The sequence below is a fragment of the Streptomyces sp. NBC_00354 genome (genome assembly GCF_036106915.1).
Lineage (GTDB): Bacteria > Actinomycetota > Actinomycetes > Streptomycetales > Streptomycetaceae > Streptomyces.
In genome coordinates this window covers 2,954,640-2,979,047 of sequence record NZ_CP107983.1, presented here as the reverse complement: position 1 = coordinate 2,979,047, position 24,408 = coordinate 2,954,640, and the positions used below count along the sequence as shown (strand labels likewise).

At 73.9% G+C, this 24,408-nt stretch carries 22 protein-coding genes and 1 pseudogene; 14 read left to right on the top strand and 9 right to left on the bottom strand.

Going from position 1 to position 24,408, the window contains the following annotated elements:
• Window positions 1-218 precede the first annotated feature (218 nt).
• From OHT74_RS13040 to OHT74_RS13030, 3 genes are all read right to left on the bottom strand, one after another.
• Window positions 219-1,298, bottom strand: coding sequence for a HAMP domain-containing sensor histidine kinase (locus OHT74_RS13040; RefSeq protein WP_266663824.1), 1,080 nt, complete (start codon window positions 1,296-1,298; stop codon window positions 219-221).
• Window positions 1,295-2,035 (bottom strand): response regulator transcription factor, encoded by a 741-nt coding sequence (locus OHT74_RS13035; protein ID WP_030303523.1) that lies wholly within the window; start codon window positions 2,033-2,035, stop codon window positions 1,295-1,297. Before OHT74_RS13035 ends, OHT74_RS13040 begins: the two co-directional genes overlap by 4 nt.
• Before the next feature lie 214 nt (window positions 2,036-2,249).
• Entirely contained in the window at window positions 2,250-4,019 is a 1,770-nt protein-coding gene (locus tag OHT74_RS13030; protein WP_328620322.1) for a glycoside hydrolase family 3 protein, read from the bottom strand.
• 138 nt (window positions 4,020-4,157) lie between these two features.
• Here OHT74_RS13030 and OHT74_RS13025 point away from each other — a divergent pair, with 138 nt between their 5' ends.
• Window positions 4,158-4,826 carry a TetR/AcrR family transcriptional regulator gene (locus OHT74_RS13025; protein ID WP_266663822.1) on the top strand — a complete coding sequence of 223 codons (669 nt, stop codon included), beginning with the start codon at window positions 4,158-4,160 and terminating at the stop codon, window positions 4,824-4,826.
• 464 nt (window positions 4,827-5,290) lie between these two features.
• Here the strand turns inward: OHT74_RS13025 and OHT74_RS13020 are convergent, their stop codons facing one another.
• Window positions 5,291-5,887, bottom strand: a complete 597-nt coding sequence (locus OHT74_RS13020; protein ID WP_328620321.1) for a hypothetical protein — start codon at window positions 5,885-5,887, stop codon at window positions 5,291-5,293.
• Window positions 5,888-6,065: 178 nt separating this feature from the next.
• On the opposite strand from OHT74_RS13020, the gene OHT74_RS13015 reads away from it, so the two are divergent.
• Window positions 6,066-7,346: a hypothetical protein gene (locus tag OHT74_RS13015; protein WP_328620320.1), complete on the top strand. Its 1,281-nt coding sequence runs from the start codon at window positions 6,066-6,068 to the stop codon at window positions 7,344-7,346.
• Window positions 7,347-7,397: 51 nt separating this feature from the next.
• On the opposite strand, the gene OHT74_RS13010 is transcribed toward OHT74_RS13015, so the two are convergent.
• Window positions 7,398-7,925, bottom strand: coding sequence for a GNAT family N-acetyltransferase (locus tag OHT74_RS13010; RefSeq protein WP_266663817.1), 528 nt, complete (start codon window positions 7,923-7,925; stop codon window positions 7,398-7,400).
• A 75-nt stretch (window positions 7,926-8,000) separates the two neighbouring features.
• On the opposite strand from OHT74_RS13010, the gene OHT74_RS13005 reads away from it, so the two are divergent.
• From OHT74_RS13005 to OHT74_RS12975, 7 genes and pseudogenes are all read left to right on the top strand, one after another.
• On the top strand, window positions 8,001-8,435 hold the full coding sequence (locus tag OHT74_RS13005) for a MarR family winged helix-turn-helix transcriptional regulator (protein ID WP_328620319.1): 435 nt from the start codon (window positions 8,001-8,003) through the stop codon (window positions 8,433-8,435).
• Window positions 8,432-8,746, top strand: a complete 315-nt coding sequence (locus tag OHT74_RS13000) for a hypothetical protein (RefSeq protein WP_328620318.1) — start codon at window positions 8,432-8,434, stop codon at window positions 8,744-8,746. Before OHT74_RS13005 ends, OHT74_RS13000 begins: the two co-directional genes overlap by 4 nt.
• A gap of 60 nt (window positions 8,747-8,806) precedes the next feature.
• Window positions 8,807-9,667: pseudogene (locus tag OHT74_RS12995) on the top strand (sulfurtransferase); the annotation flags it as partial.
• Window positions 9,668-9,736: 69 nt separating this feature from the next.
• Window positions 9,737-10,204 carry a DinB family protein gene (locus OHT74_RS12990; protein ID WP_328623309.1) on the top strand — a complete coding sequence of 156 codons (468 nt, stop codon included), beginning with the start codon at window positions 9,737-9,739 and terminating at the stop codon, window positions 10,202-10,204.
• An 85-nt stretch (window positions 10,205-10,289) separates the two neighbouring features.
• On the top strand, window positions 10,290-11,042 hold the full coding sequence (locus OHT74_RS12985; protein WP_328620317.1) for a DUF4097 family beta strand repeat-containing protein: 753 nt from the start codon (window positions 10,290-10,292) through the stop codon (window positions 11,040-11,042).
• 135 nt (window positions 11,043-11,177) lie between these two features.
• Window positions 11,178-13,574, top strand: a complete 2,397-nt coding sequence (lon, locus tag OHT74_RS12980) for an endopeptidase La (RefSeq protein WP_266663809.1) — start codon at window positions 11,178-11,180, stop codon at window positions 13,572-13,574.
• Between the two features lie 113 nt (window positions 13,575-13,687).
• Window positions 13,688-14,140, top strand: a complete 453-nt coding sequence (locus OHT74_RS12975; RefSeq protein WP_399243853.1) for a MarR family winged helix-turn-helix transcriptional regulator — start codon at window positions 13,688-13,690, stop codon at window positions 14,138-14,140.
• A 26-nt stretch (window positions 14,141-14,166) separates the two neighbouring features.
• Here OHT74_RS12975 and OHT74_RS12970 read toward each other — a convergent pair whose 3' ends face one another.
• Complete coding sequence (locus OHT74_RS12970; RefSeq protein ID WP_328620316.1) at window positions 14,167-14,940, bottom strand: protein phosphatase 2C domain-containing protein; 774 nt, start codon at window positions 14,938-14,940, stop codon at window positions 14,167-14,169.
• 400 nt (window positions 14,941-15,340) lie between these two features.
• On the opposite strand from OHT74_RS12970, the gene OHT74_RS12965 reads away from it, so the two are divergent.
• The 5 genes from OHT74_RS12965 to OHT74_RS12945 are packed head-to-tail and all read left to right on the top strand — an operon-like array spanning window position 15,341 to window position 21,350.
• Window positions 15,341-18,514, top strand: coding sequence for a nitrate- and nitrite sensing domain-containing protein (locus OHT74_RS12965; RefSeq protein WP_328620315.1), 3,174 nt, complete (start codon window positions 15,341-15,343; stop codon window positions 18,512-18,514).
• Window positions 18,511-18,990: a roadblock/LC7 domain-containing protein gene (locus OHT74_RS12960; RefSeq protein ID WP_266625506.1), complete on the top strand. Its 480-nt coding sequence runs from the start codon at window positions 18,511-18,513 to the stop codon at window positions 18,988-18,990. The genes OHT74_RS12965 and OHT74_RS12960 overlap by 4 nt, the downstream gene beginning before the upstream one ends.
• Window positions 18,987-19,427, top strand: coding sequence for a DUF742 domain-containing protein (locus OHT74_RS12955; RefSeq protein WP_328620314.1), 441 nt, complete (start codon window positions 18,987-18,989; stop codon window positions 19,425-19,427). The genes OHT74_RS12960 and OHT74_RS12955 overlap by 4 nt, the downstream gene beginning before the upstream one ends.
• Window positions 19,408-20,031: a GTP-binding protein gene (locus OHT74_RS12950; protein WP_328620313.1), complete on the top strand. Its 624-nt coding sequence runs from the start codon at window positions 19,408-19,410 to the stop codon at window positions 20,029-20,031. The genes OHT74_RS12955 and OHT74_RS12950 overlap by 20 nt, the downstream gene beginning before the upstream one ends.
• A 59-nt stretch (window positions 20,032-20,090) precedes the next feature.
• Window positions 20,091-21,350 carry a styrene monooxygenase/indole monooxygenase family protein gene (locus tag OHT74_RS12945; protein WP_266663799.1) on the top strand — a complete coding sequence of 420 codons (1,260 nt, stop codon included), beginning with the start codon at window positions 20,091-20,093 and terminating at the stop codon, window positions 21,348-21,350.
• Here the strand turns inward: OHT74_RS12945 and OHT74_RS12940 are convergent.
• The 3 genes from OHT74_RS12940 to OHT74_RS12930 all read right to left on the bottom strand — a co-directional run bounded on the left by OHT74_RS12940 (window position 21,302) and on the right by OHT74_RS12930 (window position 24,316).
• The gene (locus tag OHT74_RS12940) at window positions 21,302-23,041 is read right to left on the bottom strand and encodes an NlpC/P60 family protein (protein ID WP_328620312.1); all 1,740 of its coding nucleotides are present in this window, start codon (window positions 23,039-23,041) and stop codon (window positions 21,302-21,304) included. The genes OHT74_RS12945 and OHT74_RS12940 overlap by 49 nt on opposite strands.
• Window positions 23,042-23,567: 526 nt before the next feature.
• Window positions 23,568-23,927, bottom strand: coding sequence for a hypothetical protein (locus OHT74_RS12935; protein ID WP_328620311.1), 360 nt, complete (start codon window positions 23,925-23,927; stop codon window positions 23,568-23,570).
• Window positions 23,927-24,316: a DUF6325 family protein gene (locus tag OHT74_RS12930; protein WP_266663789.1), complete on the bottom strand. Its 390-nt coding sequence runs from the start codon at window positions 24,314-24,316 to the stop codon at window positions 23,927-23,929. The genes OHT74_RS12935 and OHT74_RS12930 overlap by 1 nt, the downstream gene beginning before the upstream one ends.
• Between the last annotated feature and the right edge of the window lie 92 nt (window positions 24,317-24,408).

The following is a 24,408-nucleotide window of genomic DNA, read 5'->3' as shown; positions in this document are numbered from 1 at the left end:
GGGAATAAAGGCTACGCCTCCCTGGCCGCTGGATGCAGACCGGGCGGGACTTACGTCATGTAGGTCACACCGAACGGCGGGTTTCGCCGCTCTGAATGGCGGGAAACCAGCCTGGTTCGGGTAGGGGGCACCGTGGTTGCGGCCCCCATGGCTTCGCACCCCTGACGGACCCCGGGCACGTGTGGCCGAGATCATGTCCTACCCACTCGAACCCTACGTCAATGCGACGCCTGGGAGCTGCCCGGAAGCGTGACGAGGATCCGGCAGCCGCGTGACGATTCGGCCACCCCGATGTGCCCTCCGTGCAGGCCGACGGCCCAGCGGGCGATGGCCAGGCCCAGTCCGGTACCGCCGTCGCCGCCGTTCGCGCTGCCCCGGTTGAACCGCTCGAAGACCCGGTGCCGCTCCGCCTCCGGTATGCCGGGGCCTTCGTCCCGTACCTCCAGCGCGAGACTGCCGGGTGCGTCGCCGGCCCGGGCACGGACGGTGACCCGGCCGTGCGGCGGGCTGTGCTTGACCGCGTTGTCGATCAGGTTCGCCACCACCTGGTGCAGGCGCTCGGCGTCCGCGTACGCCGTGAGCTCGGGCGGGAACACGTCCAGGTGCAGGTGCACGTCGTTGCGGGTGTGCCCGCCGGAGCCGGAGAGCAGGCCCGGCCGGCCGGCGGCCGCGAGGCCCGATTCCTTCAGGACCCCCGACAGGTACGGCCACACCTCGAAGCGGCGGGCCTTCAGCGGGACCACCCCGTTGTCCACCCGGGACAGGTCCAGCAGGGTCTCCACGAGCCGGCCGAGGCGCTCGGTCTGCTTCAGCATCGTCCGCATGGTCTCCGGATCGGCCTCGGAGACCCCGTCCACCACGTTCTCCAGCACCGCCCGCAGCGCCGCGATCGGCGTGCGCAGCTCGTGCGAGACGTTGGCGACCAGCTCCTTGCGGTGCCGGTCCACGGCCTCCAGGTCGTCCGCCATCAGGTTGATCGTGGAGGCCAGGTCGCCCAGCTCGTCGCGGCGCCCGGCCCCGCGCACCCGGCGCGTGTAGTCCCCGTGGGATATCGCACGGGCCACCCGGGTCATGTCGTCCAGCGGCGCCGTCAGGCTGTGCGCCACGAACTGGGTGATCAGCATCGAGGCGATCACCGAGAACACCGTGATGAACCGCAGCTCGGTGTCCGTGCGCAGGGCCACCATCAGCAGCCCCGTCGTGATGAAGACCGAGACCACGACGAGCGTGCCCAGCTTGGTCTTGATCGAGAACGGGGAGAACGGCCTCAGCCCTCCCGGCGGGCGCCCCCCGCTCATGCCTGGGCCGGGGTCTCCAGGGCGTACCCGACGCCGTGGACCGTACGGATCCGCTCCGCCCCGATCTTCCGGCGCAGGGCCTTGATGTGGCTGTCGACCGTACGGGTCCCGGACGCGTCGGCCCAGTCCCACACCTCGGCGAGCAGCTGCTCCCGGGAGAGCACCGCCCGCGGGGTGCCGGCCAGGCACACCAGCAGGTCGAACTCGGTCGGCGTCAGGTGTACGTCCTCGGCCTGCACCCGGACCCGGCGCTGCGCGTGGTCGATCTCCAGATCGCCCAGCCGCAGCGTGGCCCCGCGCGGGGCGGTGGCGGCCAGGGTGGCCCGCTCCACGCGCCGCAGCAGGACGTGGACCCGCGCCGCGAGCTCGCGCATCGAGAACGGCTTCGTCATGTAGTCGTCCGCGCCGACCCCGAGCCCGACGAGCATGTCGGTCTCGTCGTCCCGCGCGGTGAGCATCAGCACCGGCACCGGCCGCTGGGCCTGGACCCGGCGGCAGACCTCGAGGCCGTCGAAGCCGGGCAGCATCACGTCGAGGACCAGCAGCTCGGGCTGCCAGCTCTCGGCCGCGGCGACGGCGGCCGGGCCGTCGAAGGCGGCCTGCACCTGGAAGCCCTCGGCGCGCAGCCGGGCAGCGATGGCGTCGGCGATCGTGCGGTCGTCCTCGACCACGAGCACGCGCCGCTGAGCGCCGGGGGTGGCCGCGGCGCCGCTGTGGGTGGTGTGTGTCTGTTCCATTTCCCGCCCCTGAAGATCCGCGTAGTAGGGGTGCAGCGTAGAGGAGCCACCGGCCTGCGGCTATGCGGGGTTCGGACAGGGAAAACAGCGGAAGCAGCGGTTCCGATTATGGCGGGAATGGGGATATGGGCGGTGATGCCGGGTGGCCGTCCCCCCACAGCACGGCCACCCGGTGCGCGGTGATCGTCGGCCACCGCGCGCTTTTGTCGACCCCCTACAGGGCCAGCCCGTGTCCGTGCTCGAACACGGGGTCGAGGGTGTCGTTCGGCACATCGGGCCGAGAGGCCTCCACCGCCGCCATCGACCGCGGCAGCTCGAAGGGGAGCCGCCCCTCGGGCACGGCCCGGCCGAACGCCACGTCCAGCAGCGCGGCGTCCTCGGCGCCGTAGTCCGCGATCAGCGCCGCCGCCCGCTCGGCGATCTCCGGGATGACCGCCGCCCGCTCCAGATTGATGCAGACCAGCGTCGGTACGGAGTCCAGGAGGGCCAGGATCCGGGACAGCTCCGGCTCCGCGAAGGCCAGCGAGCCCGAGTGGAAGTACGACTCGAAGATGTTCTCCCGCGGCTCGTACGGGGTGCGCAGCCGCAGCACCGCCAGATCCGCCGCCTCCGGCTCGGACACCACCTCGCCGTACCCCGCCGCGACGGCCTCGTCCACGCCCTGCACGTACAGCTTCGGGCGCCCGGCGACCGGCAGCAGCCCGCCGCGGTTGGTCAGCACCGTGAGCGAGCGGCGCTGGGCCGCCGCCCCCGCCGCCGCGAAATCGGCCCGGCCCACCGTCTCCGCCGCCGCGTCCGGGTCCACGTACGGGTTCTCGAACAGGCCCAGCACGAACTTCTCCCGCAGCAGCCGGGCCACCGACGCGTCGATCCGGGACTCCGTGATCCGGCCCGAGCGGACCAGGTCCACGATCACCTCCGGGCACTGCTCCCCGCCGAACTGGTCGGCCCCGGCGTCCAGCGCACGGGCCGCCCGCTCGGCGACCGTCAGGTGCTCCAGGCCCCAGGCCCGCGCCGGGTGGACCTCGCCGAAGATCGAGGCGTCGTTGAGCAGCCCCCAGTCGGTGCAGACGATCCCCTCGAAGCCCAGCTCCTCGCGGAGCAGGCCCGTGACCACGCCCTTGTTGAAGCCGAAGCCGACCTCCTCCCAGTCCGTGCCGATCGGCTGGCCGTAGTACGGCATCATCTGCGCGCAGCCGGCCGCGACGGCCGCCCGGAACGGCTCCAGGTGGTGCTCGCGCATCCCGCCCGGATAGACCTGCTCCTTGCCGTGCGCGAAGTGGGGGTCCTCGCCGTCCTTCTGGGGGCCGCCGCCCGGGAAGTGCTTGACCATCGCCGAGACGGACTCGGGACCGAGCTCCGGGCCCTGGAGCCCGCGGACGTACGCCTGCACCAGCTCGCCCGTCAGCCGCGCGTCCGAGCCGAACGTGCCCGTCTGGCGGGCCCAGCGCGGCTCGCTCGCCAGGTCGATCTGCGGGTGCAGGGCGACCCGGAAGCCGACGGCCAGGTACTCGCGGCGGACGGTGTCCGCGAAGCGGAAGACCAGCTCCGGGTCGCCGATCGCGGCCAGGCCCAGCGCCTCCGGCCAGGCAGAGAAGGCGCCGGCGTTGAACGAGGCGCCGATGTTGTCGGTGAAGGCGTGCCGCGGGTCGGTCGAGAGCGTGACCGGGATGCCGAGCCGGGTGGCCGCGGCCATCTCCTGCACCGCGTTCTGCCACTGCGCCATCTCGCGGGCGCCGTACGTGCCGAGCAGGTTGAAGTGGCTGACGAAGCGGTCCCCGACCAGCTCGGGCGTGGCGAACGGGAGCATCGAGCCGTCGGTCTCGGTGACCGGGGTGCCGTCCGGATTCATCATCAGCATGGAGTGGAAGAGCTGGCCGGCCTTCTCCTCCAGCGTCATCCGGGAGAGCAGGTCCGCCACGCGCAGGTCCACCGGGAGAGCGGCGTCCTTGTACGCGGGGCCGGCGTCGGGCGTGGCGTTCATCGGCGTACGGCTCCTGGGTGCGGTCCGGCGGAGGGTGCTCACCGTAAGCGCGAAAACCATGCACCCACTAGGTTTTGGAAAAGTGACCTGAATCACGCCCCCGCGAGGCCGGAAACGACACGACCTAGGGTGGGTCGCATGGCACAGGACAAGGAGCGGACCGCCCCGAAGGCCACCGGCCGAGGGACCTACGCGGTGGGCGACGCCCGCCGCGCGAAGATCCTCGACACCGCGGTGGAGCACTTCGCACAGTGGGGCTTCCACGCCTCCTCGCTCGCCCGCATCGCCAACGACTGCGGGATCACCCAGGGCGGGCTGCTGCACCACTTCCGCAGCAAGGAGGACCTGCTCCTGTCGGTGCTGGCGCAGAGCGAGCAGCACGACGTGGAGCGCCTGTTCAGCGGGCCGGAGGAGTCCGTCGCCGCGTACTACGCCACCGTCGTCGCCCTGGCCGCGGACAACGCCCGCCGGCCAGGCCTCGTACGGATGTACAACACGCTGGTCGGCGAGTCCGGCAACGCCGGCCACCCCGCGCACGAGTACTTCACGCAGCGCTACGCCCGGGTGCTCGCCCACAACGTCCGGCTGCTGGAGGCGGGCGTCGCCCGCGGCGAGCTCCGGCCCGGCACCGACTGCGAGGCCGTGGCCCGCGAGACCCTCGCCGTCATGGACGGCCTGCAGATCCAGTGGGTCCTGGCCCCCGAGGCCGTGGACATGCCGCACCGGCTGCACGGATACCTCGACCGCCAGCTGCGCGGGATCTCGACGTCGGGAACGGGCCTGCCGGCCGCGGCCTGGTCGTCCTAGGTCGGCTGCTGTGTCATCGGGTGTGCTGGTGCGCTCGTGTGCCGGGCGGCATCTGCGGTGCGGGCGGCACCTGCGGTGCGGGCGGGGCATCGGGGATCGGTCGGAGCGGAGGGCAACCCTCGCGGTGTTCCTTGCGGCAGCCCGGCCCATGGGGGCCGTCACCGATGGGGCAGGTGAAATCCGGAGCAGCCGCCACCGCGGCCTCGGCCGGAGGCGGTGAGGCCTGGGCGGCGAATCCCCCCACGGCGAGAACCTGGGACAACGCAGCCGCGGCGAGGACGGGGAGCATGCGCGCAACCACGTGCGAACGCTTGCGATACATGGGCCGCGACCTTTCTCGCGGGGCGTCCCGGCATACCTCTGTTGCCGTGGTCGCTCTCCCTTCAGTCAATGCCGTGACCTGGGGAAAGTCAAAGCAGCCCTGCCGGGCCGGACCGCCCCGGGCCGGACCGCCCCGAGCCTGCCTACCCCGCCTCGAACGGGGGCAGTTCGTCCAGCACGCTCTGCAGGCCCGGCGTCAGCGACCCCTGCTCGGCGGCCACCTCGTAGCCGCCGTGCACGAAGGCGTAGTAGAACCCGTCGAAGATCGTCGCCCCGCCCTTCGGGACCCGGGGCAGGTGCGCGAAGTCCGCCTGCCGGAGCGCGGCGCGCAGCCTCTCGACCCGGTCCGCCGGCAGCTTCCCGGTGCCGGCCGGGCGCGCCTGCCCGTCCAGCCGGGTCCACGAGCCGTCGCCCTTGACCAGCAGAGTGCTCGTCCTCCCGGCCAGCCCCCCGGTCCGGGTGACCGTGACCAGGCGCTCCAGCGCCGAGGAGGGCCCCGGGGGAACGGGCACGGACGAGGCCGTCGGCGTACTTGTCGGCTGCCCCGGCGGCTCGGCGGTCGCGCTCGACCCGGGGCCGGGGGACGGCTGTGCCGAAGCGGACGCAGTATTGCTGCTGCTCCCGCCGCCGGAGGAGGGACTCGCGGTCGCCTTGTCGTCCGACCCGCCGTCCCCCGACCCGCACCCGCTCAGGACCACCGCACCCAGCAGCACCGCAGCCACCGCTCGTAACGCGCGCACACCCCACCTCCGCAGGTCTTCGGACCGACCCCGAGTATGGAGTCGGCACCACCCGTACGGATAGCACCAGGAGGACGACATCCGCCGCATCGCCGCCTGGCGCCGGCTGCCGCCGCTGCTCGCCTTCCTCCTCGGCCTCTGGGGCCTGGAGCGCGGCGGCGCGGGCGGCCGCGCCGGCATGTGGCGCGACGAGTCCGTCACCTGGCAGGTCGCGCACCGGCCGCTCGGCGGGATCTGGGAACTGCTCGGGCAGGTCGACGCCGTGCACGGGCTGTACTACCTGCTGATGCACGCGGTCTTCCAGGTCTGGGACGGCGGAGGGCCGGAGGCCGGCGGCCTGTGGGCGCTGCGCCTGCCCTCCGTCGCCGCCACCGCCCTCGCGGCCGCCGGGGTGGCCGCCGTCGCCCACCGGCTCGCGGGGGAGCGGGCCGCACTGTGCTCCGGCGTGGCCTACGCCGTGCTGCCGCCCGTGCAGATGTACGCCCAGGAGGGACGCTCGTACGCCCTCGTCGCGGCGGCCGTGGTGTGGGCGACGTACCTGATGCTGCGCGAGCGGTGGGTCGCGTACGCCGTGGTCCTGCTGATCGGCTGCTGGCTGCACGAGTTCGCCGTACTGGCCCTGCTCGCGCACGGGGTCGGCGCCTGGCGTTCGCGCGGCTGGCGGTGGAGCGCCGCGGCGGTGGCGGCCCTGCTGCTGCCGCTGGGCGTGGTGAGCGCCCGCCAGGCGGAGCAGCAGCTGGGCTGGCTCGGGCGGCCGGGCTGGCAGGACTGGGCGGCGTACGGGGTGGTCGCGGCCGCGGTGCTGCTGCTCGCGCGGGGCGCCTCGGTACCGCGGGAGCTCGTACGTGTGGCGGTGCCGCTGGCCCTGTTGCCGCCCGGGCTGCTGATGGCGGTCTCCCTCGTCCACCCCTGGTACGTCGACCGGTACGTGCTCTACGCGCTGGCCGGGCTCGCCCTGCTCGCGGGGACCCGGCTGGCGGCGGCGCGGGGGTGGTGGCCGTGGCTGCTGGTGGCCGCCCTGCTGGTGCCGTTCGGGTGGTGGTCGGTGTGGCTGCGGACCCCGGAGAGCCGCAAGGACGACGTCCTCGCGGTGGCCGCCGCGGTCCGGGAACGGGCCCGGCCGGGGGACGCGGTGCTGTTCATGCCGTCGCGGCGGCGCGAGTGGCTGCTGTCCTCGCCGCAGCTGTACGGGAGCCTGCGCGACCTGGCCCTGGCCCGCACCCCGGCGGCTTCGCACAGCCTCCAGGGCGCCGAGCTGCCGACCGCGGAGATCTGGACCCGCCTGGTGGACGCCCCGCGGGTGGTGGCCCTGCTGGACCCGGCGGGCCAGCCGCTGGACCCGTACCCCCGCGAGGCGGTCAAACGCCAGACGCTGGCCTCGCACTTCGACCTCTGCTCGGTGGACGAGGTCCGGGGCGCCCGGATCGCGGTCTACGCGCAGCCGGGGCGCTGCCCGTAAGGGGCCGCTTTTCCGTATGCGCCGAACCGCCGTGCCCGCACGGGCCGCGCGCTAGCCGCGCAAGTCCTGCATGTAGAACACCTTGTCGTAGCGGCGGTCCCCCACGGCGACGAAGTCGCGCAGGCGGCCGTACTCGGTGAAGCCCAGTGAGCGGTAGAGCCCCAGGGCGTGGGTGTTGTCGCCCCGGGCGTCCAGCGTGAGGACCTCGATGCCCGCGGACCGGGCATCTTCGATCAACGCGGCGGTCAGAGCCCGGCCGATGCCGCGCCCGTGGGCGGCGGCGTCCACCGCGACCTTCTCCAGATCGGCGTGCGGCCGGTGCGTGGGCCGGGCGTAGCGCAGCCAGTAGCCCAGTCCGGCGAGGCGGCCGCCCAGGTAGGCGACGCGCAGGGCCGCATCACCGGACCGGGCCGCCTCCAGCACGTGGTCGAGCAGCTGCGCGACCTCGTCCGGGGAGGGCGGGTCGACCCAGCCGAGCGCCGCGCCGCCGGCGACCAGGTCCGCCAGGATCCGGTGGACCGGCTCCGGATCGGGGGTCCACTCGCGGCCGTCCAGGACAGTGATCGTTTCCGGATCCATGGCCGCACCCTAGCGATCCGACAGCGGCCGGCCCCGGCTTGCAGCCGATAGTACGAAATCGTATAGTCCGAAATCGTGAACTCCGAAACCGTGCCATCCGGGTGGTCGGCCCTGCTGGCCCTCCAGCGGGCCACCCACGCCACCCTTCAGGTGCTCGCCGCGGAGCTGGTCGACCTGGACCTGACCGCCTCCGAGATCAACGCGCTGGCCAACCTGGCCGACGGCCGCGGGCGCACCGTGTCCGAACTGGGAGCGGCCGTGGGCACCCGTCCCACCACGCTGACCAGCGTGCTGGACCGGCTGGAACGGCGCGGCCACATCACCCGGGGCACCCGCCCGGGGGACCGTCGGGCGGTGCTCATCGAGCTCACGTCCTCCGGACGGCCGGCCGCCGCCACGATCCGGCAGGCCATCACCGACCTGGAGCAGCGCGCACTCGGCCGACTGCCCGCCGACGCGATCGCCGGCCTGCGCGCCGCCCTGCAGGCAATGACAGAGGTTTCCGCATGACCCCGCACCAGACCGGGACGCCGACCGGTGACACCACGCCCGCCTTCGACACGCTGATGGCCGAAGTGATGGCGAGCGTCGAGAGGTTCGGCCACCGGGAGCACGTCCATCTGACGTGGCTGGCCGTGCGGCGGTGTGGCGCACTTCGCCAGGATGACGCCGCCCAGTTGCACCACGAGGAGGCCGAGCAGCACGAGCGCGCCGAGACACTCTTGGCCATACGGCTCCCCCCAAGCCTTGGTGTAGGGCGCAGGATCCTCGCCAACTCCCTTACCGGCAAGCCGCTTTGCAGGGGCGCGCGGCCCTCGTAGGAGGATGTGTGCGACGGCCCGCTTCGTCTTCGGGCCCGCCGACGCACCCGGAGGTGCCGTATGACCCCGTCCCGCTCTGCCGACGCCGCTGACGCCGCCGCCCTGCCCGGACCGCTGGTCGGAGCCGACTGGCTGGCCGCCCGGCTCGGCCAGCCGGGGCTCGTCGTGTTCGACGCCTCCGTCGGCGCCCACCGCGGCGCCGACCGGCGGATCCCGGGCTCGCGGCCCTTCGACCTCGACGGCGTCCTGTCCGACCACGACGCCCCCGCCCCGCACACCATGCCCCGGGCCGCCGCGTTCGAGGAGGCGATACGCGCGCTCGGCGTAGACGACACCAGCACCGTCGTCGTCTACGACGGCGCCGGCATCTACTCCAGCGCGCGGGCCTGGTGGATGCTGCGCGCCATGGGCTTCGACCGGGCCGCCGTCCTCGACGGCGGGCTGCCTGCGTGGACCGCCGCCGGCCTGCCCGTCGAGGCGTGCGGTCCTGCGTACGAGGGCCCGCGCGGATCCTTCACGGCCCACCCGCGGACGGGGCTGCTGGTGGACGCGGATGCGGTCGGTGCGGCCCTCGCCGATCCGGCGGCGGTCGTACTGGACGCCCGTACGCGCGAACGCTTCACCGCCGCCGCCCCGGAACCGCGGGCGGGGCTGCGCGGGGGCCACATGCCGGGCGCGGTGAACCTGCCGTTCGGGGACCTCCAGCGGGACGGCGGCCTGATGCGGCCCGCCGGGGAACTCCGCGAGGCCTTCGCCGCGTTGACCGGAGACCGGGAGCGGCTGTACTTCAGCTGCGGCTCGGGAGTGACGGCGTGCGTCCTGGCCCTGGGCGCCACGCTGGCCGGCTACTCCTCCCTGGCGGTGTACGACGGCTCGTGGACGGACTGGGCCATGCGCCCGGAGCGGCCCGCGGTCACGGGCCGACGGGGGCAGTTCTTCGGAGCGTCCGAGGACCGTTTCACCGGGCCCACGACGGGCGACGAGCGGGCCATGCTCACCGACGTCCTGGGAGCGCAGCGCGCGACGCTGGAGCTGAAGTGCGCCGGCCTGGAGCCGGGGCCCCTGTCCCTGCGGGCGGTGGAGCCGTCCACGCTCTCGCTGCTCGGCCTGGTCCGGCACCTTGCCGAGGTGGAGCGCCGCTGGTTCCGCCAGGTCCTGGCCGGGCAGGAGGCGCCGGCCCTGTTCTCGTCGGCGGCGGACCCGGACGGCGACTTCGACGGGGCCGGCTCCGGCCCGGCCGCCGTCGCGGCGGCTTGGGAGGCCTGGCGGGACGAGGTGGCGTTCGCGGAGTCGTTCACGGCCGCCGCGCCCGACCTGGACGTGGAGGGCGAGGACGAGGCGTGGCGGGGAAAGGTGTCGCTGCGCTGGGTGCTGATCCACATGATCGAGGAGTACGCCCGCCACAACGGCCACGCGGACCTGCTGCGCGAGCGGATCGACGGAGCGATCGGCATCTGAGCCCGGCCGGCGGGGGATAACCCCACCCCGAGGCCGGGTACGGCCCCCATCGGCAGACGCCCGGCGGCGCACCAGAGTAATGCGCATGCCTTCCCACATCACGTCATTCCGCTTCAGCCAGGCGGTGGTTGTCGCCCTCGCCGCCGGACTGCTGCTCTCCGGCTGCACCTTCGAGGACACCGAGCAGAAGACGGCGAACGCCGACGCGACGGTCGCCGAGGCCGTCACGGCGGTCGAGGTGAAGGACGCACGGCGCGGCTCCATCGAGGTGACCCCCGCCGCCGGCCCGGGGGTCGCGATCCACCGGACGGTCCACTACCGGGGCGACGCGGCACCGAAGCCGGCCCAGCGGGTCTCGGGAGGCGTCCTCACGTTCACGGACGGCTGCTCCGACACCTGCTACATCGACTACCGCCTGGAGGTCCCCGCCTCGGCCACGGTCAAGCTGGAGAGCAGCAGCGGCAACGTCACGGTGGCCGGTGTGGCGGCGGCCGACCTCGTCTCTTCCTCCGGCGACGTGAAGGCCGAGGGCATCGCCGGTCCGCTGAAGGTCCGTACGTCGTCGGGGTCGGTCACCGCCACCGGCCTGGCCGGCCCGACTGCGGATGTCCGCGCCTCCTCGGGCGACGCCCGGCTCGTGTTCACGAAGCCGCCGACCTCGGCGACGGCGGAAACCAGCTCGGGCGACGTCACGCTGACGGTCCCGCAGGCCCCGTACGAGATCACGACGGCCACCACGTCGGGCAACCAGGACACCCTCCCCACCACTCCGAAGGCCCCGTCCCACCTCTCGGTCCACACCACCTCGGGCGACATCCTCATCGCCCCGGCGGGCTGACCGCCGCTACGGGTCTTCCAGGCGCAGCCGCCGGCGGAATCCGTGTTCGCCCGGGGCGAACGGGGGTTGGGGAACATTGGGGGGCGCACATGCATTGAGTCGGCATAGCTCAACTTCACTGCCGGAGGGAAGATCATGGCTTCGACGTCCGTAACGCTCACCCTGCCCGTGCTGCCGCTTGACGACGAGGTCGTGCTGCCTGGGATGGTCGTTCCGCTGGACCTGTCCGATGCCGAGGTACGGGGGGCCGTCGAGGCTGCCCAGGCGGCGGTCCGGAGCGGGAAGCCCCGGGTGCTGCTCGTGCCGCGGGTCGACGGGAAGTACGCCGGCACCGGTGTGCTCGGGACCGTCGAGCAGGTGGGACGGCTCTCCGACGGGGATCCCGGGGCGCTCATCCGCGGTGTCGGCCGCGTCAGGATCGGGGCCGGGACCACCGGGCCCGGGGCGGCGCTCTGGGTCGAGGGGGAGAGCGTCGACGAGAGACTGGCCGATCCGCTGCCGGGGTCGGTGACCGAGCTCGTCAAGGAGTACAAGGCGCTCGCCACCAGCTGGCTCAAGAAGCGCGGGGCCTGGCAGGTCGTGGACCGGGTCCAGCAGATCGAAGGGGTGTCCGCGCTCGCCGACAACTCCGGGTACTCGCCGTTCCTGACCGTGGCCCAGAAGGTCGAGCTGCTCGAGACCGCCGACCCCGTGGCACGCCTCAAGCTGGCCATCTCCTGGCTCCGCGACCACCTCGCCGAGCAGGACGTCGCCGAGTCCATCGCCAAGGACGTCCAGGACGGCGTCGAGAAGCAGCAGCGCGAGTTCCTGCTGCGCCGCCAGCTGGAAGCCGTACGCAAGGAACTGCGCGAGATCAACGGGGAGAAGGACGGCGAGGAGTCCGACGACTACCGGGCCCGCGTCGAGGGCGCCGACCTCCCCGAGAACGTACGGGAGGCCGCGCTCAAGGAGGTCGACAAGCTGGAGCGGTCCAGCGACCAGTCCCCGGAGGGCTCCTGGATCCGCACCTGGCTGGACACCGTGCTGGAACTGCCCTGGAACGAGCGCACCGAGGACGAGTACGACATCCGCGGGGCCCGGGCCGTCCTCGACGCCGAGCACGCCGGGCTGAGCGATGTGAAGGACCGCATCACCGAGTACCTCGCCGTGCGCAAGCGGCGTTCCGAGCGCGGCATGGGCGTCATCGGCGGTCGGCGGGGCGGCGCCGTACTGGCGCTCGTCGGGCCGCCCGGCGTCGGCAAGACCTCCCTCGGGGAGTCCGTCGCGCACGCCATGGGGCGCAAGTTCGTGCGTGTCGCCCTCGGCGGTGTCCGCGACGAGGCCGAGATCCGCGGCCACCGGCGTACGTACGTCGGCGCGCTGCCCGGCCGGATCGTACGGGCCATCAAGGAAGCCGGGTCCATGAACCCGGTCGTCCTGCTCGACGAGATCGACAAGGTTGGGTCGGACTTCCGCGGGGACCCGGCGGCCGCACTGCTGGAGGTGCTCGACCCCGCCCAGAACCACACCTTCCGGGACCACTACCTGGAGGTCGAGCTGGACCTGAGCGACGTCGTCTTCCTGGCCACCGCCAACGTCCTGGAAGCCATCCCCGAGGCGCTCGCCGACCGCATGGAGCTCGTCCGGCTCGACGGCTACACCGAGGACGAGAAGGTCGTCATCGCCCGCGACCACCTGCTGCCGCGCCAGCTGGAGCGGGCCGGTCTCGGCGCCGAGGAAGTCGTCCTGGAGGAGGACGCGCTGCGCAGGCTGGCCGGCGAGTACACCCGCGAGGCCGGCGTGCGCACCCTGGAGCGGTCCATCGCTCGGCTGCTGCGCAAGGTGGCCTCCCAGCACGAGCTGGGGGAGCGGGAGTTGCCGCTGCGCGTCGGCGCCGACGACCTGCGGGGGCTCATCGGGCGCCCGCACCACGTCCCGGAGTCCGCTCAGGACCCCGCCGAGCGGCGCACCGCCGTCCCCGGCGTGGCCACCGGGCTCGCGGTGACCGGCGCGGGCGGCGACGTCCTGTTCGTCGAGGCATCGCTGGCCGATCCCGAGACGGGGGCGGCCGGGCTCACCCTGACCGGGCAGCTCGGCGACGTGATGAAGGAGTCCGCGCAGATCGCGCTCAGCTTCCTGCGCTCGCACGGCGCGGAGCTCGAGCTCCCGGTCGCCGACCTGAAGGACCGGGGCGTGCACATCCACTTCCCGGCCGGCGCGGTCCCGAAGGACGGGCCGAGCGCGGGCATCACGATGACGACGGCGCTGGCCTCGCTGCTGTCGGGCCGGCAGGTCCGGACCGACGTGGCCATGACCGGCGAGGTCTCGCTGACCGGGCGCGTCCTGCCGATCGGCGGGGTCAAGCAGAAGCTGCTCGCCGCGCACCGGGCGGGCCTGACCACCGTGATCATCCCGAAGCGGAACGAGGCAGACCTGGACGACGTCCCGTCCGAGGTGCTGGAGGGGCTGGAGGTGCACCCGGTGACGGACGTACGCCAGGTCCTGGAACTGGCGCTCAGTCAGGCGGAGGCCGTGGTCACCGCGGCCGCCTGATCCCGGCCCGGTACCGCCTGGTGCGCGTGTGTACGGCCCGGGCCCCCTCTACGGCGGGGTCCCGGGCCGTCGCCGTACCCGCTGCGAAATACTGGTGCCTCAGGACACCACCGATGGGAGCGGACGTGCACGGTAGTGAAGACCAGGAGTTCCTTGCGCTGGAGCGGGAGCTGTCCGTCTTCCTCCGGCGCGCCAGGGCCTCCTCCGGGGAGATGGCGCGCGCCCTGCACCCCGAGCTGGAGCCCGCCGCGTACGGGCTGCTCGTCCGGCTGGAGGCCGCGGGCCGCCAGCGGGCCACCGAGCTCGCCGCGTACTTCGGGGTCGGCAAGGCCACCATGAGCCGGCAGCTGCGAGCGCTGGAGGTGCTGGGGCTGGTGGCGCGGGAACCGGACCCGGCGGATGGCCGGGCGTTCCTGGTCGGGCTCACGGACGAGGGGCGGGAGCGGTTCCTGCGGGTGCGGGGGGCCCGGCGCGAGCAGTACATGCGCAAGCTTGCCGACTGGGACCGGGGGGAGGTCGCGGAACTGGCGCGGCTTCTCAACCAGTTGAACCAGGGCGCGGAGTAGCCTCCCGCGGGCTGAAGCAGCAGCAGCTACAGCTCCGCGTACGCAGCCGAGGCGTCGTCGTGGCGTTTGCCGCGGGCGAGGGGGCGGGACGGGTCGGATTCCAGGGTGCGAACCCGGCCGATCAGGCCCTCCGCGCCCTCCTTCCGGAGCACCTCCAGGCACTGCGCCCAGTCGCCCTCCCGGAACGTGTCCGTCCAGCGGCTCGCCCCGTCCGTGAGCGCCGCCAGCGCCCGCACCCGCTCGCGCGGGGTCCGGCCCGTCACCGCGCGGGCGGCCACCGCCGGGTCCGCGGCCGCCGTGAAGAAGCCGCCCTCCGCATTGCGCAGCGCGTCCGCCGAGGTCTGCGTGCGCAGCAGCTCGCGCGGGATCCGGTCCAGCCGGTCGTCGAGCACCGGCGTCACCTCGCCCCCGGGCGCCTCGAGGAGCAGTACGGAATCCGAGAGCACGAGGTGCTCCACGGACGCCTCGTCCCAGCGCGCCATCACCACGGTCGCCTGCGGGGTCCGTACGTGAGAAAGGTCACAGGTGTCGCGGTGTGCGTCGGCGGTGTCGCGGATCGCCTGCGCCAGGATCCCGTCCAGCGGCATGTCACGCCGCGATCCGGACAGTTCGGTCAATCGGCCCCCGAGCCGGGCCGCGAACCAGGGCACGCCGTGCGTACACCCCACCTCGCCGCTCGGCGGGGTGACCCCGTCCAGGGCGACCAGGACTCCGCCGCCCGCGGCGGGTATCGCCGCCGATAGCCAGTCCTCATTGGGGCGTTCCGGGTTGCCGGGGGCCGAGGCGAGGTCGATGCGCATGCGGACATTCTGCCCGCCCCGTATGGGCCCGGTGGCCGCGATGCGCCGAAAAGTCCGTACCAATGCAGAGCCGGCGGGACTGCCGCCACCCGCCCGTCGTCCCAGGCGCTCCACGGCCCCCCGGCGGGATGTGGGCGGGCATATTGCCAAAGCCCCCATCGATCTTTCAACCACCAGCCCATGACGGCCCTCTGGCGGCGCCCCGCCGAGTTGGTTGCCAACTCATCCGTGATGTTCACTCGTTCGAGTGGCCGGGTGGTCGATGTCAGGCTCTCTCGCCAACACGCTGCAAAGGTCTGAGGCGGTACGAGGAGGCAGGGGGCGTTTACTTGTTGACCGGCCGTTACCTCGGCCACACGAGTAGACGAGCACGAGCACACGTACAGGATTGCGAGCACCGGTGCAGAAGAAGCGGTCTCGGAAGAACGGCACCGCCATCGACGGACCCGCCCCCGCCGGACGCCGCGTCCGCGTGCGCAGCAGGCTCGTCCTCGGCGTCGCCGTCGCCGGCCTCACCGTCCTCGCGGCCGGCACCCCAGCCGTGGTCTCCGCGACACGGGAGCTGAACGACTCCCAGCAGCTGGTCACGCTCGCCGAGCAGACCCAGCAGACCCTCACCCTCGCGCACCTCCTCGCCGACGAGCGCGACGCCGTCGTCGAGTACGTGGCCAAGAGCCGCCCCGGCGCACAGGCGAAGGGCCCCGTCCAGGAGCGCACCGCGCTCACCGACCGCCAGCTCGCCGAGGTCCGGAACGAGGCCGACGAGCCGCTCGCCCTCGCCCTCGGCCGCGTCCAGGCAGTCCGCAGCGAGGCCGTCGACGGCAAGGGCAGCGCCCTCGCCGCCCACCAGGCCTACGCGGGCGTCATCGCGGAACTGCTCGCCCCGGGCGACCGGCTCGCCGAGCTGACCCCGCCGCGGGCCGGCGCCGCCCTCGCCACCAACCGCCCGCTGGCCCCCCTCGACCAGGCCGTGGAACAGGCCTCGGCCACCCGTGGACTGCTGCTCGCCGCGCTGGCCGTCCCCCGCGGCGAGCAGCCCCCGAACTCCGCGGTCGTGGACGAACTGACCACCGCCGCCCAGCGGGCCCGCGTACGGGAGCAGGCCGCCCTCGACGACTTCAACCGGGTCGCGCGGCCCGACGTACGCCAGACCCTCGCCGCCACCGTCACCGGCCCCGAGGTCAAGACGGCCGACGACCACCTCAAGCGGCTCACCGAGCGGCCCACGCTGTCCTCCGCCGACCGCAAGCTCGACGGCGCCACCGTCGCCCCCGCGCTCACCGCCCGCATCGACCGCATGCGGTCCGTGGAGTCCACACTCGCCGGGCAGCGGGCCACCGCGCTCGCCACCCTGCGCGACGACGACGTGACCCGGCTCGAGATGCTGGTCGCGGTCCTCGGCCTGCTGTTCCTGGTCGCCGTCGGCTTCTCGACGGCCGTGGCGCGCTCGCTGACCCGGCCGCTGTCCGTACTGCGCCGCGGCGCGGCCCGGCTGGCGACCCCGGAGGGCTCGGTGGAGCCGGTCCGCTTCACCGGCCGCAACGACGAGTTCGCCGAAGTCGTACGCCACCTCAACGCGGTCCGCGACCAGACGGTCTCCCTGCACACCCGGATCGCCGGCCTCGACGCCGACGCGCGCCGGCTCATCGGACGCAACGAGGCCCTGAGCTCGGGCCGGGAGGCGCTGGAGCAGGAGCTGACGCAGCTGCGGGCGGGCCTCGAAGAGCACCGCCGCATCATGTCGACGACGTCGGTCTCGCTGTCGCTGCGCACGCTGGGCCTGGTCGAGCGCCAGCTCGCGGTCATCGAGGAGCTGGAGTCCAGGGAACAGGACCCGGACCGGCTGGCGACCCTGTTCAAGATGGACCACCTGGCGACGGTCATGCGCCGCCACAACGAGAACCTGCTGGTCCTGGCCGGACAGGAGCACGGCCACGGCGCCGGTGCCCCGGTCCCGCTGGTGGACGTCATGCGGGCCGCGGTCAGCGAGATCGAGCGCTACGAGCGCGTCGAGCTGGCGGCGCTGCCCCCGTTCACCCAGGTCGTGGGGCACGCGGCCGACGACATCTCGCACGTGCTCGCCGAGCTGCTGGAGAACGCGACGACGTTCTCGCCGCCCGAGGCCAAGGTGAGGGTCTCCGGGTGGCTGCTCGACTCGGGTGACGTGGTGCTGTCCGTCGTGGACGTGGGCATCGGCGTCACCGGCGACCGGCTGGAGGCGCTGAACGCCCGGCTGGCCACGCCCGAGGCGTACGACGAGGAGCCGGAAGCGGAACACGGCCTGGGCCTCGGCCTGTACGTGGCGGGGCGCCTCGCGGCCCGCCACGGGGTCACCGCGGAGCTGCGCGCCGGGCGGCACGGTGGCACGGAGGCCCTGGTGGTCGTCCCGGCGTCGCTCCTCCCGGCCACCCCGCCGAGCTCGCCGGTGCACACCTTCGCCACGCCGGGCGTGCCGGAGCTCCGGCTGCCGGGCGTGATCGCCGAGGCGAACGAGAACACCATCCCGCCCCGCAGGATGCCGCCGGCGGTGGAACGGGACGCGGAGCCCCAGGCCGCGGCCGCCCCCGCCCCCGAGCTCACGCCCGACCCCTTCCAGGACCCGGGCCCGGAGGCGGACGCCGAGCTCCTGCGGAGCATGGAGTGGGACACCGCCGGGGGGCTGGAGCCCGACGCGGATGCAGATGCGGATGCAGATGCAGATGCGCAGCTCGGCGCGGCCACGGCCGCCGACGAGGCGTCGCTGCCCGCCGCGGAGCCGGTCCCGGACCCGGGTCCGGGCGTGGCTGCCGACGCGGATGCGGGTCCGGGCGGGGCCACCGGCGCCACCGCCGAGGTTTCGGGTGCGGACCTGGCCCCGGACTTCGGGCCGGATCTGGCCGGGGGGCTGGAGCCCGATGCGGAGGTGCACGCCCTGGCGGTGGACGGTGGGCTGCCGCCCGCCGATCAGGTGTTCACCGCGGCGAGCGGACCGGCTCCTGCCGAGGAGCTGCTGGCCCGGGTCGTGCCCGCGGAGGCGGAGCCCGAGCTGCCGCCCGCCGATCAGGTGTTCACCGTGGCGGGCCCGGCTGCAGAGGTCCCGGTCGAGCGGGATCCCGGCGACGAGCTCCTCGCGCGGGTCGTCCCCGACGCGGGACCGGAGGCCCTCGCAGGGTCCGACCCCGACCCGGTGACCGCCGACCGGCTGCCCGATGCCGGCCCGCGGGCCGACGTACCGGAACAAGGACTGCCGCTCCCCGGGCAGACCGCCACCGCCGTCGCCCCCGACGGCCCGGCGGAGCCCCACCGGCGCGCACCCGACGAGGCCGACTGGGTCCCCCGCCAGGGGAGCCACCCCGACGCGGGACCCGAGGCCGTCACCGACAAGGGGCTGCCCAAGCGGACCCCGCGCACGGTGGCCGCGCGTCGCCCCGAGGCCGTACGGCCGCCCGAGTCGGCGCGCCGCGTCGACGCCGACGAGCTGCGCCGCCGGCTCGGCGGCTTCTACCAGGGGACGCGGGACGGACGGCGCGTCGTGGCCGCCGAGCTCGCACAGGACACCGACCAGGGGGACACCGCACAGGAGGCACGCACATGACCGCGCCCAGTACGTACGGACTGAGCACCCAGGCCCGCAACCTGCAGTGGCTGCTGACCGACCTGGTCGAGGAGGTGCCCGGCGTCAACTCCGTCGCCGTCGTGTCCTCGGACGGGCTCCTGCTGCTGTCCTCCGACCCCGGAGGAGCCGCCGGCGAGAGCCCCGCGCGCACCAAGGGCCCGCGCGGCGCCTCTGCCGACCTGGCCACCATCGTCTCCGGCCTCGGCAGCCTCACCACCGGCGCGGCCGAGCTCATGGACGGCGGCGCGGTCAAGCAGACGATGGTCGCGATGGAGTACGGCTCCGTCTTCGTCATGGCCATCAGCGACGGCTCGCTCCTCGGCGTGCACGCCACCCCCGACTGCGACATGAGCGTGGTGGCGTACCACATGGCCCTGTTCGTCGGCCGCGCCGGCCATGTCCTGACCCCCGAAGTCCGCAGCGAGCTGCGCCAGTCGATGGAGAAGACCCCGTGAGGAGTACGGCCTCGGCGTCGGCGTCCGCGTCCGACCGGCTGCCGATACGCGGAGCCGACCGCCGGCCCGCCCGCGTCCGCCCGTACTCCCTCACGGGCGGCCGCACCCGCTTCACGCAGGTCCTGCACGTGGAGACGTTCGTCGCCGCGCTCGACACCCGGGCGTCGCAGCCGCAGATACCCGGTGACGGCGTGCCCGACGACCACATACCCGACGACCGCATGCCCGAGATGCCGGCCATCGTCGAGGTCTGCCGCCGCATGCGCACCATCGCCGAGATATCCGCGCTGCTGAAGCTGCCGCTCGGGGTGGTCCGCGTCCTGGTCAGCGACCTCGCCGACCAGGGACGGATACGCGTCTACGGAACGGGGCACGGCCCCGGGCGCCCCGAACGCGCGCTGCTGGAAAGGGTGCTCAGTGGTCTTCGCCGTCTCTGACCCGGTCACCTCGGTGGACGACGAGCCCGTCCAGCCCTGGCAGTACGACCGCTCGCGCGCACCCGTCGCCGTCAAGGTGCTGGTCGCGGGCGGCTTCGGCGTCGGCAAGACCACCTTCGTGTCGTCCGTCTCCGAGATCACCCCGCTGCGCACCGAGGCGGTGATGACCCAGGCCAGCCTCCCGACGGACGATCTGTCGGCCACGCCGGACAAGAGCACCACCACCGTCGCGATGGACTTCGGCCGCATCACCCTCGACGACGACCTCGTGCTGTACGTGTACGGGACCCCGGGCCAGGAGCGGTTCTGGTTCATGTGGGACGACCTGGTGCGCGGCGCCATCGGCGGGATCGTGCTGGCCGACACGCGGCGGCTCCGCGACTGCTTCCCGGCCCTCGACTACTTCGAGAGCTGCGGGCTGCCGTACTCCGTCGCCGTCAACCACTTCGACGGCTCGCAGGCGTACGAGCCGGAGGACGTGCGCGAGGCGCTGACCATCCCGCCGCACGTGCCGGTGGTGATCATGGATGCGCGGCGCCGGGACACGGTCGTCGCCTCCCTGCTGACGCTGGTGGGCCACGCGCTGGACGCGACCCCCGAATAGCTCCCTAGCTCCGTACTCCGTAGAACCGCCGAACCGCTCACCCGAATCGAGAACGTGAGATGCGCAAGATACTCGTCGTGGGGGCCGGCCAGTCCGGTCTCCAGCTCGCCCTCGGTCTCCAGGCCAAGGGGTACGAGATCACCCTCATGTCCAACCGGACGGCGGACGAGATCCGCACCGGGCGGATCATGTCCACGCAGGTCATGTTCGACGCGGCGCTCCAGCACGAGCGCGACCTCGGGCTGAACTTCTGGGAGCGGCAGGCGCCGCGGATCGAGGGCATCGGCGTCTCGGTGGCCGGCCCGGACGGTTCCCGCCCCATCGACTGGCTCGGCCGCCTCAAGGGGTACGCGCAGTCCGTCGACCAGCGCCTGAAGATGGCCGGCTGGCTCGACGTCTTCGTGCAGCGCGGCGGACAGCTGGTGATCCACGGCGCGTCCGTCGCCGACCTGGACTACTTCTCCCGTACGTACGACCTGGTGCTGGTCGCCGCGGGCAAGGGCGAGCTGGTGTCGATGTTCGGGCGGGACGCGGCGCGCTCCCCGTACGACGCGCCGCAGCGCGCGCTGGCCGTCTCGTACGTGCACGGGCTCGAGCCGCGCCCCGAGCACCCGGAGACGGAGGCGGTGCGCTGCAACCTGGTCCCGGGGGTGGGCGAGCTGTTCGTGATGCCCGCGCTGACCACGTCGGGGCGGGCGGACATCCTGTTCTGGGAGGGGCTCCCGGGCGGTCCGCTGGACGTGTTCCGCGGGGTGAACGACCCGGCGGAGCACCTCGCGCTCACGCTGGAGCTGATGGAGAAGTTCACGCCCTGGGAGTACGAGCGCGCGAAGAAGGCGGAGCTGACGGACGCGGGCGGCACGCTGGCCGGCCGGTACGCACCGGTCGTCCGCAACCCGATCGGGCGGCTGCCGGGCGGCGGGGTGGTGCTGGGCGTCGCGGACGTGGTCGTCGCGAACGACCCGATCACCGGCCAGGGTTCGAACTCGGCGTCCAAGTGCGCGGCCTCGTACCTGTCGTCGATCCTGATGCACGGGGACAAGCCCTTCGACGAGGCGTGGATGAAGGCGACCTTCGACAAGTTCTGGTTCACGACGGGCAAGCCGGTCACCCAGTGGACGAACGCGATGCTGGGCGTCCCGCCGGAGCACGTACTGAACCTGATCGGCGCGGCCGGGCAGCTGCAGCCGGTGGCGGACCGTTTCGCCAACGGCTTCGACAACCCGGCCGACTTCGACGCGTACTTCTACGACCCGCAGGACGCGGCGGACTACGTGGCGGAGGTCGCGTCGTCGGTGGGCGCGGCTTCGGCGGAGTAACCGCTGTCGTCGCCTGAGGTCTCGGGGATCGGCGGCGCGGTGAACTCGGCGAGCGGGGCCCCGTCGGGATCGGGCCGTACGGCTCCGAGCAGCGGATTGGCCGCGATGGGGGAGACCTTGACCTTCGCGCCGGGCCGCGGGGCCTGGATCACCTTTCCGTCGCCGACGTACAGGGCCACATGGGTGGCGGTGGGGAAGTAGACCACCAGATCGCCGGGGCGCAGCTCGTCCAGGGGCACCTTGGGGAGCTGCGCCCACTGCTCCTGGCTGGTCCGGGGAATGGACCGGCCGGCGTGCGCCCAGGCCTGTGAGGTGAGCCCGGAGCAGTCGAAGGACCCCGGCCCCTCGGCGCCCCACACGTACGGTTTGCCGATCTGCTCGGCGGCGTAGGTCAGGGCGGCGCCGCCGGCGGCCGTGGGCGTACGGGGGGTGGTGGCGAGCCGGCCGGAGTCCAGCAGCTTCCGCTGGGCGGTGGCGGTGTCGGCGGCCTCGCGGGTGTCGAGCTGGGTGAGCTGCTCGGGGCTGAGCGAGGCGAGCATCCGCTCGACCTGCTTGAGCTTGAGGTCGACCTGCTGCTTGTGCTGCTTGCGCTGCGCGGTCAGGGACTGCTGGGCGTCGAGGGACTTGCGGGCGGCGGTGGCGAGCACGTCGGCCCGGCGCTCGCCGCGGGTGAGGCGGGCCAGCACCCCCGCCCGGCGGGCGCCCTCACGGGCGGTGAGCCGGCGCTGGTCCTGGGCGGCCTGAGGGTCGCCGGTGAGCAGCATCCGGGCGTACGGGGAGAAGCCGCGGGCCCCCTGGTACTGCTCCCGGGCCATCCGCCCGGCGGCGGCCTTCTCCGCCCCGAGGGCGGTACGGGCCTTCCCGAGGGCGGCACTGAGCCGCCGCTCCTCGTCCTGGCCGGCCTCGAGCGCGGCTTCGGTGCCGTTGTAGGCCTCGGCGGCCTCTTCGGCCTGCCGGTAAAGCCCTCGCAGCTGCGCCAGCAACCCCACGATCCCCGCCGCCGCGGGCGCGCCCGCTGCCCCGGGGCTCGCCGGTTCGCCGGCAGCTGCCGAGCCGGTGGCCCGGGGGGCGGTGGCCTCTGCGGCGCCGGTGGTCTCCGGAGCGGTGGCGTCTGCGACGCCGGGGCTCGGCGGGGCGGCGGCGCCCGCCGAGCCGAGGCCGCGCCGGGCGGTGGTGCCGGAGGCGTCGGGGCCTTGGCGCTCGGCCGACGCTCCGGCGCCGGCGGCCCGGGGCCCGGTGGTGCCTCCGGCGCCTCCGACGCCTGGCGTCCGCCGGTCGGTGGCGCCTCCGGCGCCGGGGGATTGCCGTGGGGTGGCGCTTGTGGCGGCGGCACCCTGGCGGGCGGCGGCATCCGCCGGATCGGCGGCCTGCGGGGTGACCGCGTCACGCGCGCCGAGTCCCTGCGGGGCAGCGGTGCGACTCCTTAAGCCTGGGTTCTGCCGGGCGGCGGTGCCGGGGCCTTGGCGCTCGGCCGAGCCTCCGGCGCCGGCGGCGGTCGACCTCTGCGGGGGGTTGGCGTTCGCCCCGCGGGCGGTGTGGCGGGTGGTGGCGTCCGCCGCACCGGGGGACTGCCGGGCGGTGGCACGGGCCGACGGGGTGTCGGGGGCGGGCTTGGCATGGGTGGCGGGGAACGGCCCAGCCGTGACGACCACGGCGGCGATGCAGGCGGCTCGGAGCAGGCGGCGTGACATGTGATCACCTCCAGGCGGCCGATGCTGCCACGCCCGGTATGACAAATCCCCCACCGGGGACGGCCAGTTCCCCACTCTCACCCCTCCGGCCCAGCACTCGCCGGCCCGCCGCTGTCCCGTGCCGCAATCGCCGGTGGGCTGGACACGGCCCCCGTTGCCGCTGCGCGGCATCCAGCTGCCGGGGGCCACCGGCACGGTTCGCCGCCGCCCGGCGAAATCCAGCCCCGCCGGCGTTTGAGGCGCGGGGGTTCGGGGGCCGGCCCCCGACAACGGCGCGGCACGGGCGGGGGTCCGGGCGGAGCCCGGGTGGCCCCCGGCGCAGCCGCCGGCACCAGACGGCCCCGCCGGCGTTTGAGGCGCGCGGGTTCGGGGGCTGGCCCCGACACGGCGCGGCACGGGGGCGGGGTCCGGGCGGAGCCCGGGGAACGGGGGAAGGGCGGGGCGGGGAGCGGCTCCGCGCAGCGGGCCCGCACCGGCCGGAGCGTCGAGTCAGGGGCGGCCGGCCGGGGCGCGGCCTTGCACCCGGTCAGGGGTGGAGGAGGCGGGTCTTGGCCTCCTTGAACTCCTGCGGGGTCAGGAGGCCCTCCCGGGCCAGCCTCGCCAGCTCCGCCAGCTCGGCGGCCAGCCCGCCGGGTGGCGCCCCCGGCTCCGTGGTCGGGCCGCCGGCCAAGGCCCCCGCCCCCGGCTCGCCGCCGGCCAAGGCGCCCGGCTCGGCCCCCGGTTCCATCCCCGGCTCCGCCGGCTCGGCTCCCGCCTCCGGGGGCCGGGCCTGCCGAGACGCGGGCTGGGGCAGGCCCGCAGCTCGGGAGAGGAGGCCGCGGAGCAGGGGGCGGCCCGAGGGGCGGCGGGCCGCTTCCACTCTCACCCCGATCGGGCGGATGAACATCAGGCCGCCCCCGTCCGCTCCGGCGGGATCCGGACCGAGCCCACGATGCGCCCGCCCGCCGCCCGTACGGCGATCGCCGCGTCCTCGGCCCACACGTGCTCCACCACCAGCAGCAGCGCGCAGCTGCCCCGCTCCAGCAGCTCCGCCGCCTCCTGGACGTCCTCCGCCCCGATCAGCTGCGCGGCCTCACGGTGCCTCAGCAGCCCCTGGAGCTCCATGAACTCGTCGAACTCCGCCGCCAGCACCTCGCCCCCCGCCGTCTTCGAGACCACGAGCCCGTCGATGAGCCGGACCACCCCCGCCTTGCGCAGCCCCATCACGGCCTCGACCGCCGGCACGCGCAGCTGCTCCTCCGGGAAGGCGAGGACGATGAATTCCACTGGTCCCATGTGCCGCGGCTCCCATTCGTACCCTCGTGACCGTTTCTGACGACTGTTCTGACGACTCTTCGGCACTCTATGACATAAGCGGACATACCATC

Coding starts and splice junctions, on each gene's coding strand:
- OHT74_RS13040 (WP_266663824.1), bottom strand. CDS start 1,298: ATGAGCGGGGGGCGCCCGCCGGGAGGGCTGAGGCCGTTCTCCCCGTTC.
- OHT74_RS13035 (WP_030303523.1), bottom strand. CDS start 2,035: ATGGAACAGACACACACCACCCACAGCGGCGCCGCGGCCACCCCCGGC.
- OHT74_RS13030 (WP_328620322.1), bottom strand. CDS start 4,019: ATGAACGCCACGCCCGACGCCGGCCCCGCGTACAAGGACGCCGCTCTC.
- OHT74_RS13025 (WP_266663822.1), top strand. CDS start 4,158: ATGGCACAGGACAAGGAGCGGACCGCCCCGAAGGCCACCGGCCGAGGG.
- OHT74_RS13015 (WP_328620320.1), top strand. CDS start 6,066: ATGTGGCGCGACGAGTCCGTCACCTGGCAGGTCGCGCACCGGCCGCTC.
- OHT74_RS13010 (WP_266663817.1), bottom strand. CDS start 7,925: ATGGATCCGGAAACGATCACTGTCCTGGACGGCCGCGAGTGGACCCCC.
- OHT74_RS13000 (WP_328620318.1), top strand. CDS start 8,432: ATGACCCCGCACCAGACCGGGACGCCGACCGGTGACACCACGCCCGCC.
- OHT74_RS12990 (WP_328623309.1), top strand. CDS start 9,737: ATGCTCACCGACGTCCTGGGAGCGCAGCGCGCGACGCTGGAGCTGAAG.
- OHT74_RS12985 (WP_328620317.1), top strand. CDS start 10,290: ATGCCTTCCCACATCACGTCATTCCGCTTCAGCCAGGCGGTGGTTGTC.
- lon (WP_266663809.1), top strand. CDS start 11,178: ATGGCTTCGACGTCCGTAACGCTCACCCTGCCCGTGCTGCCGCTTGAC.
- OHT74_RS12975 (WP_399243853.1), top strand. CDS start 13,688: ATGGGAGCGGACGTGCACGGTAGTGAAGACCAGGAGTTCCTTGCGCTG.
- OHT74_RS12970 (WP_328620316.1), bottom strand. CDS start 14,940: ATGCGCATCGACCTCGCCTCGGCCCCCGGCAACCCGGAACGCCCCAAT.
- OHT74_RS12960 (WP_266625506.1), top strand. CDS start 18,511: ATGACCGCGCCCAGTACGTACGGACTGAGCACCCAGGCCCGCAACCTG.
- OHT74_RS12945 (WP_266663799.1), top strand. CDS start 20,091: ATGCGCAAGATACTCGTCGTGGGGGCCGGCCAGTCCGGTCTCCAGCTC.
- OHT74_RS12940 (WP_328620312.1), bottom strand. CDS start 23,041: ATGTCACGCCGCCTGCTCCGAGCCGCCTGCATCGCCGCCGTGGTCGTC.
- OHT74_RS12935 (WP_328620311.1), bottom strand. CDS start 23,927: ATGTTCATCCGCCCGATCGGGGTGAGAGTGGAAGCGGCCCGCCGCCCC.
- OHT74_RS12930 (WP_266663789.1), bottom strand. CDS start 24,316: ATGGGACCAGTGGAATTCATCGTCCTCGCCTTCCCGGAGGAGCAGCTG.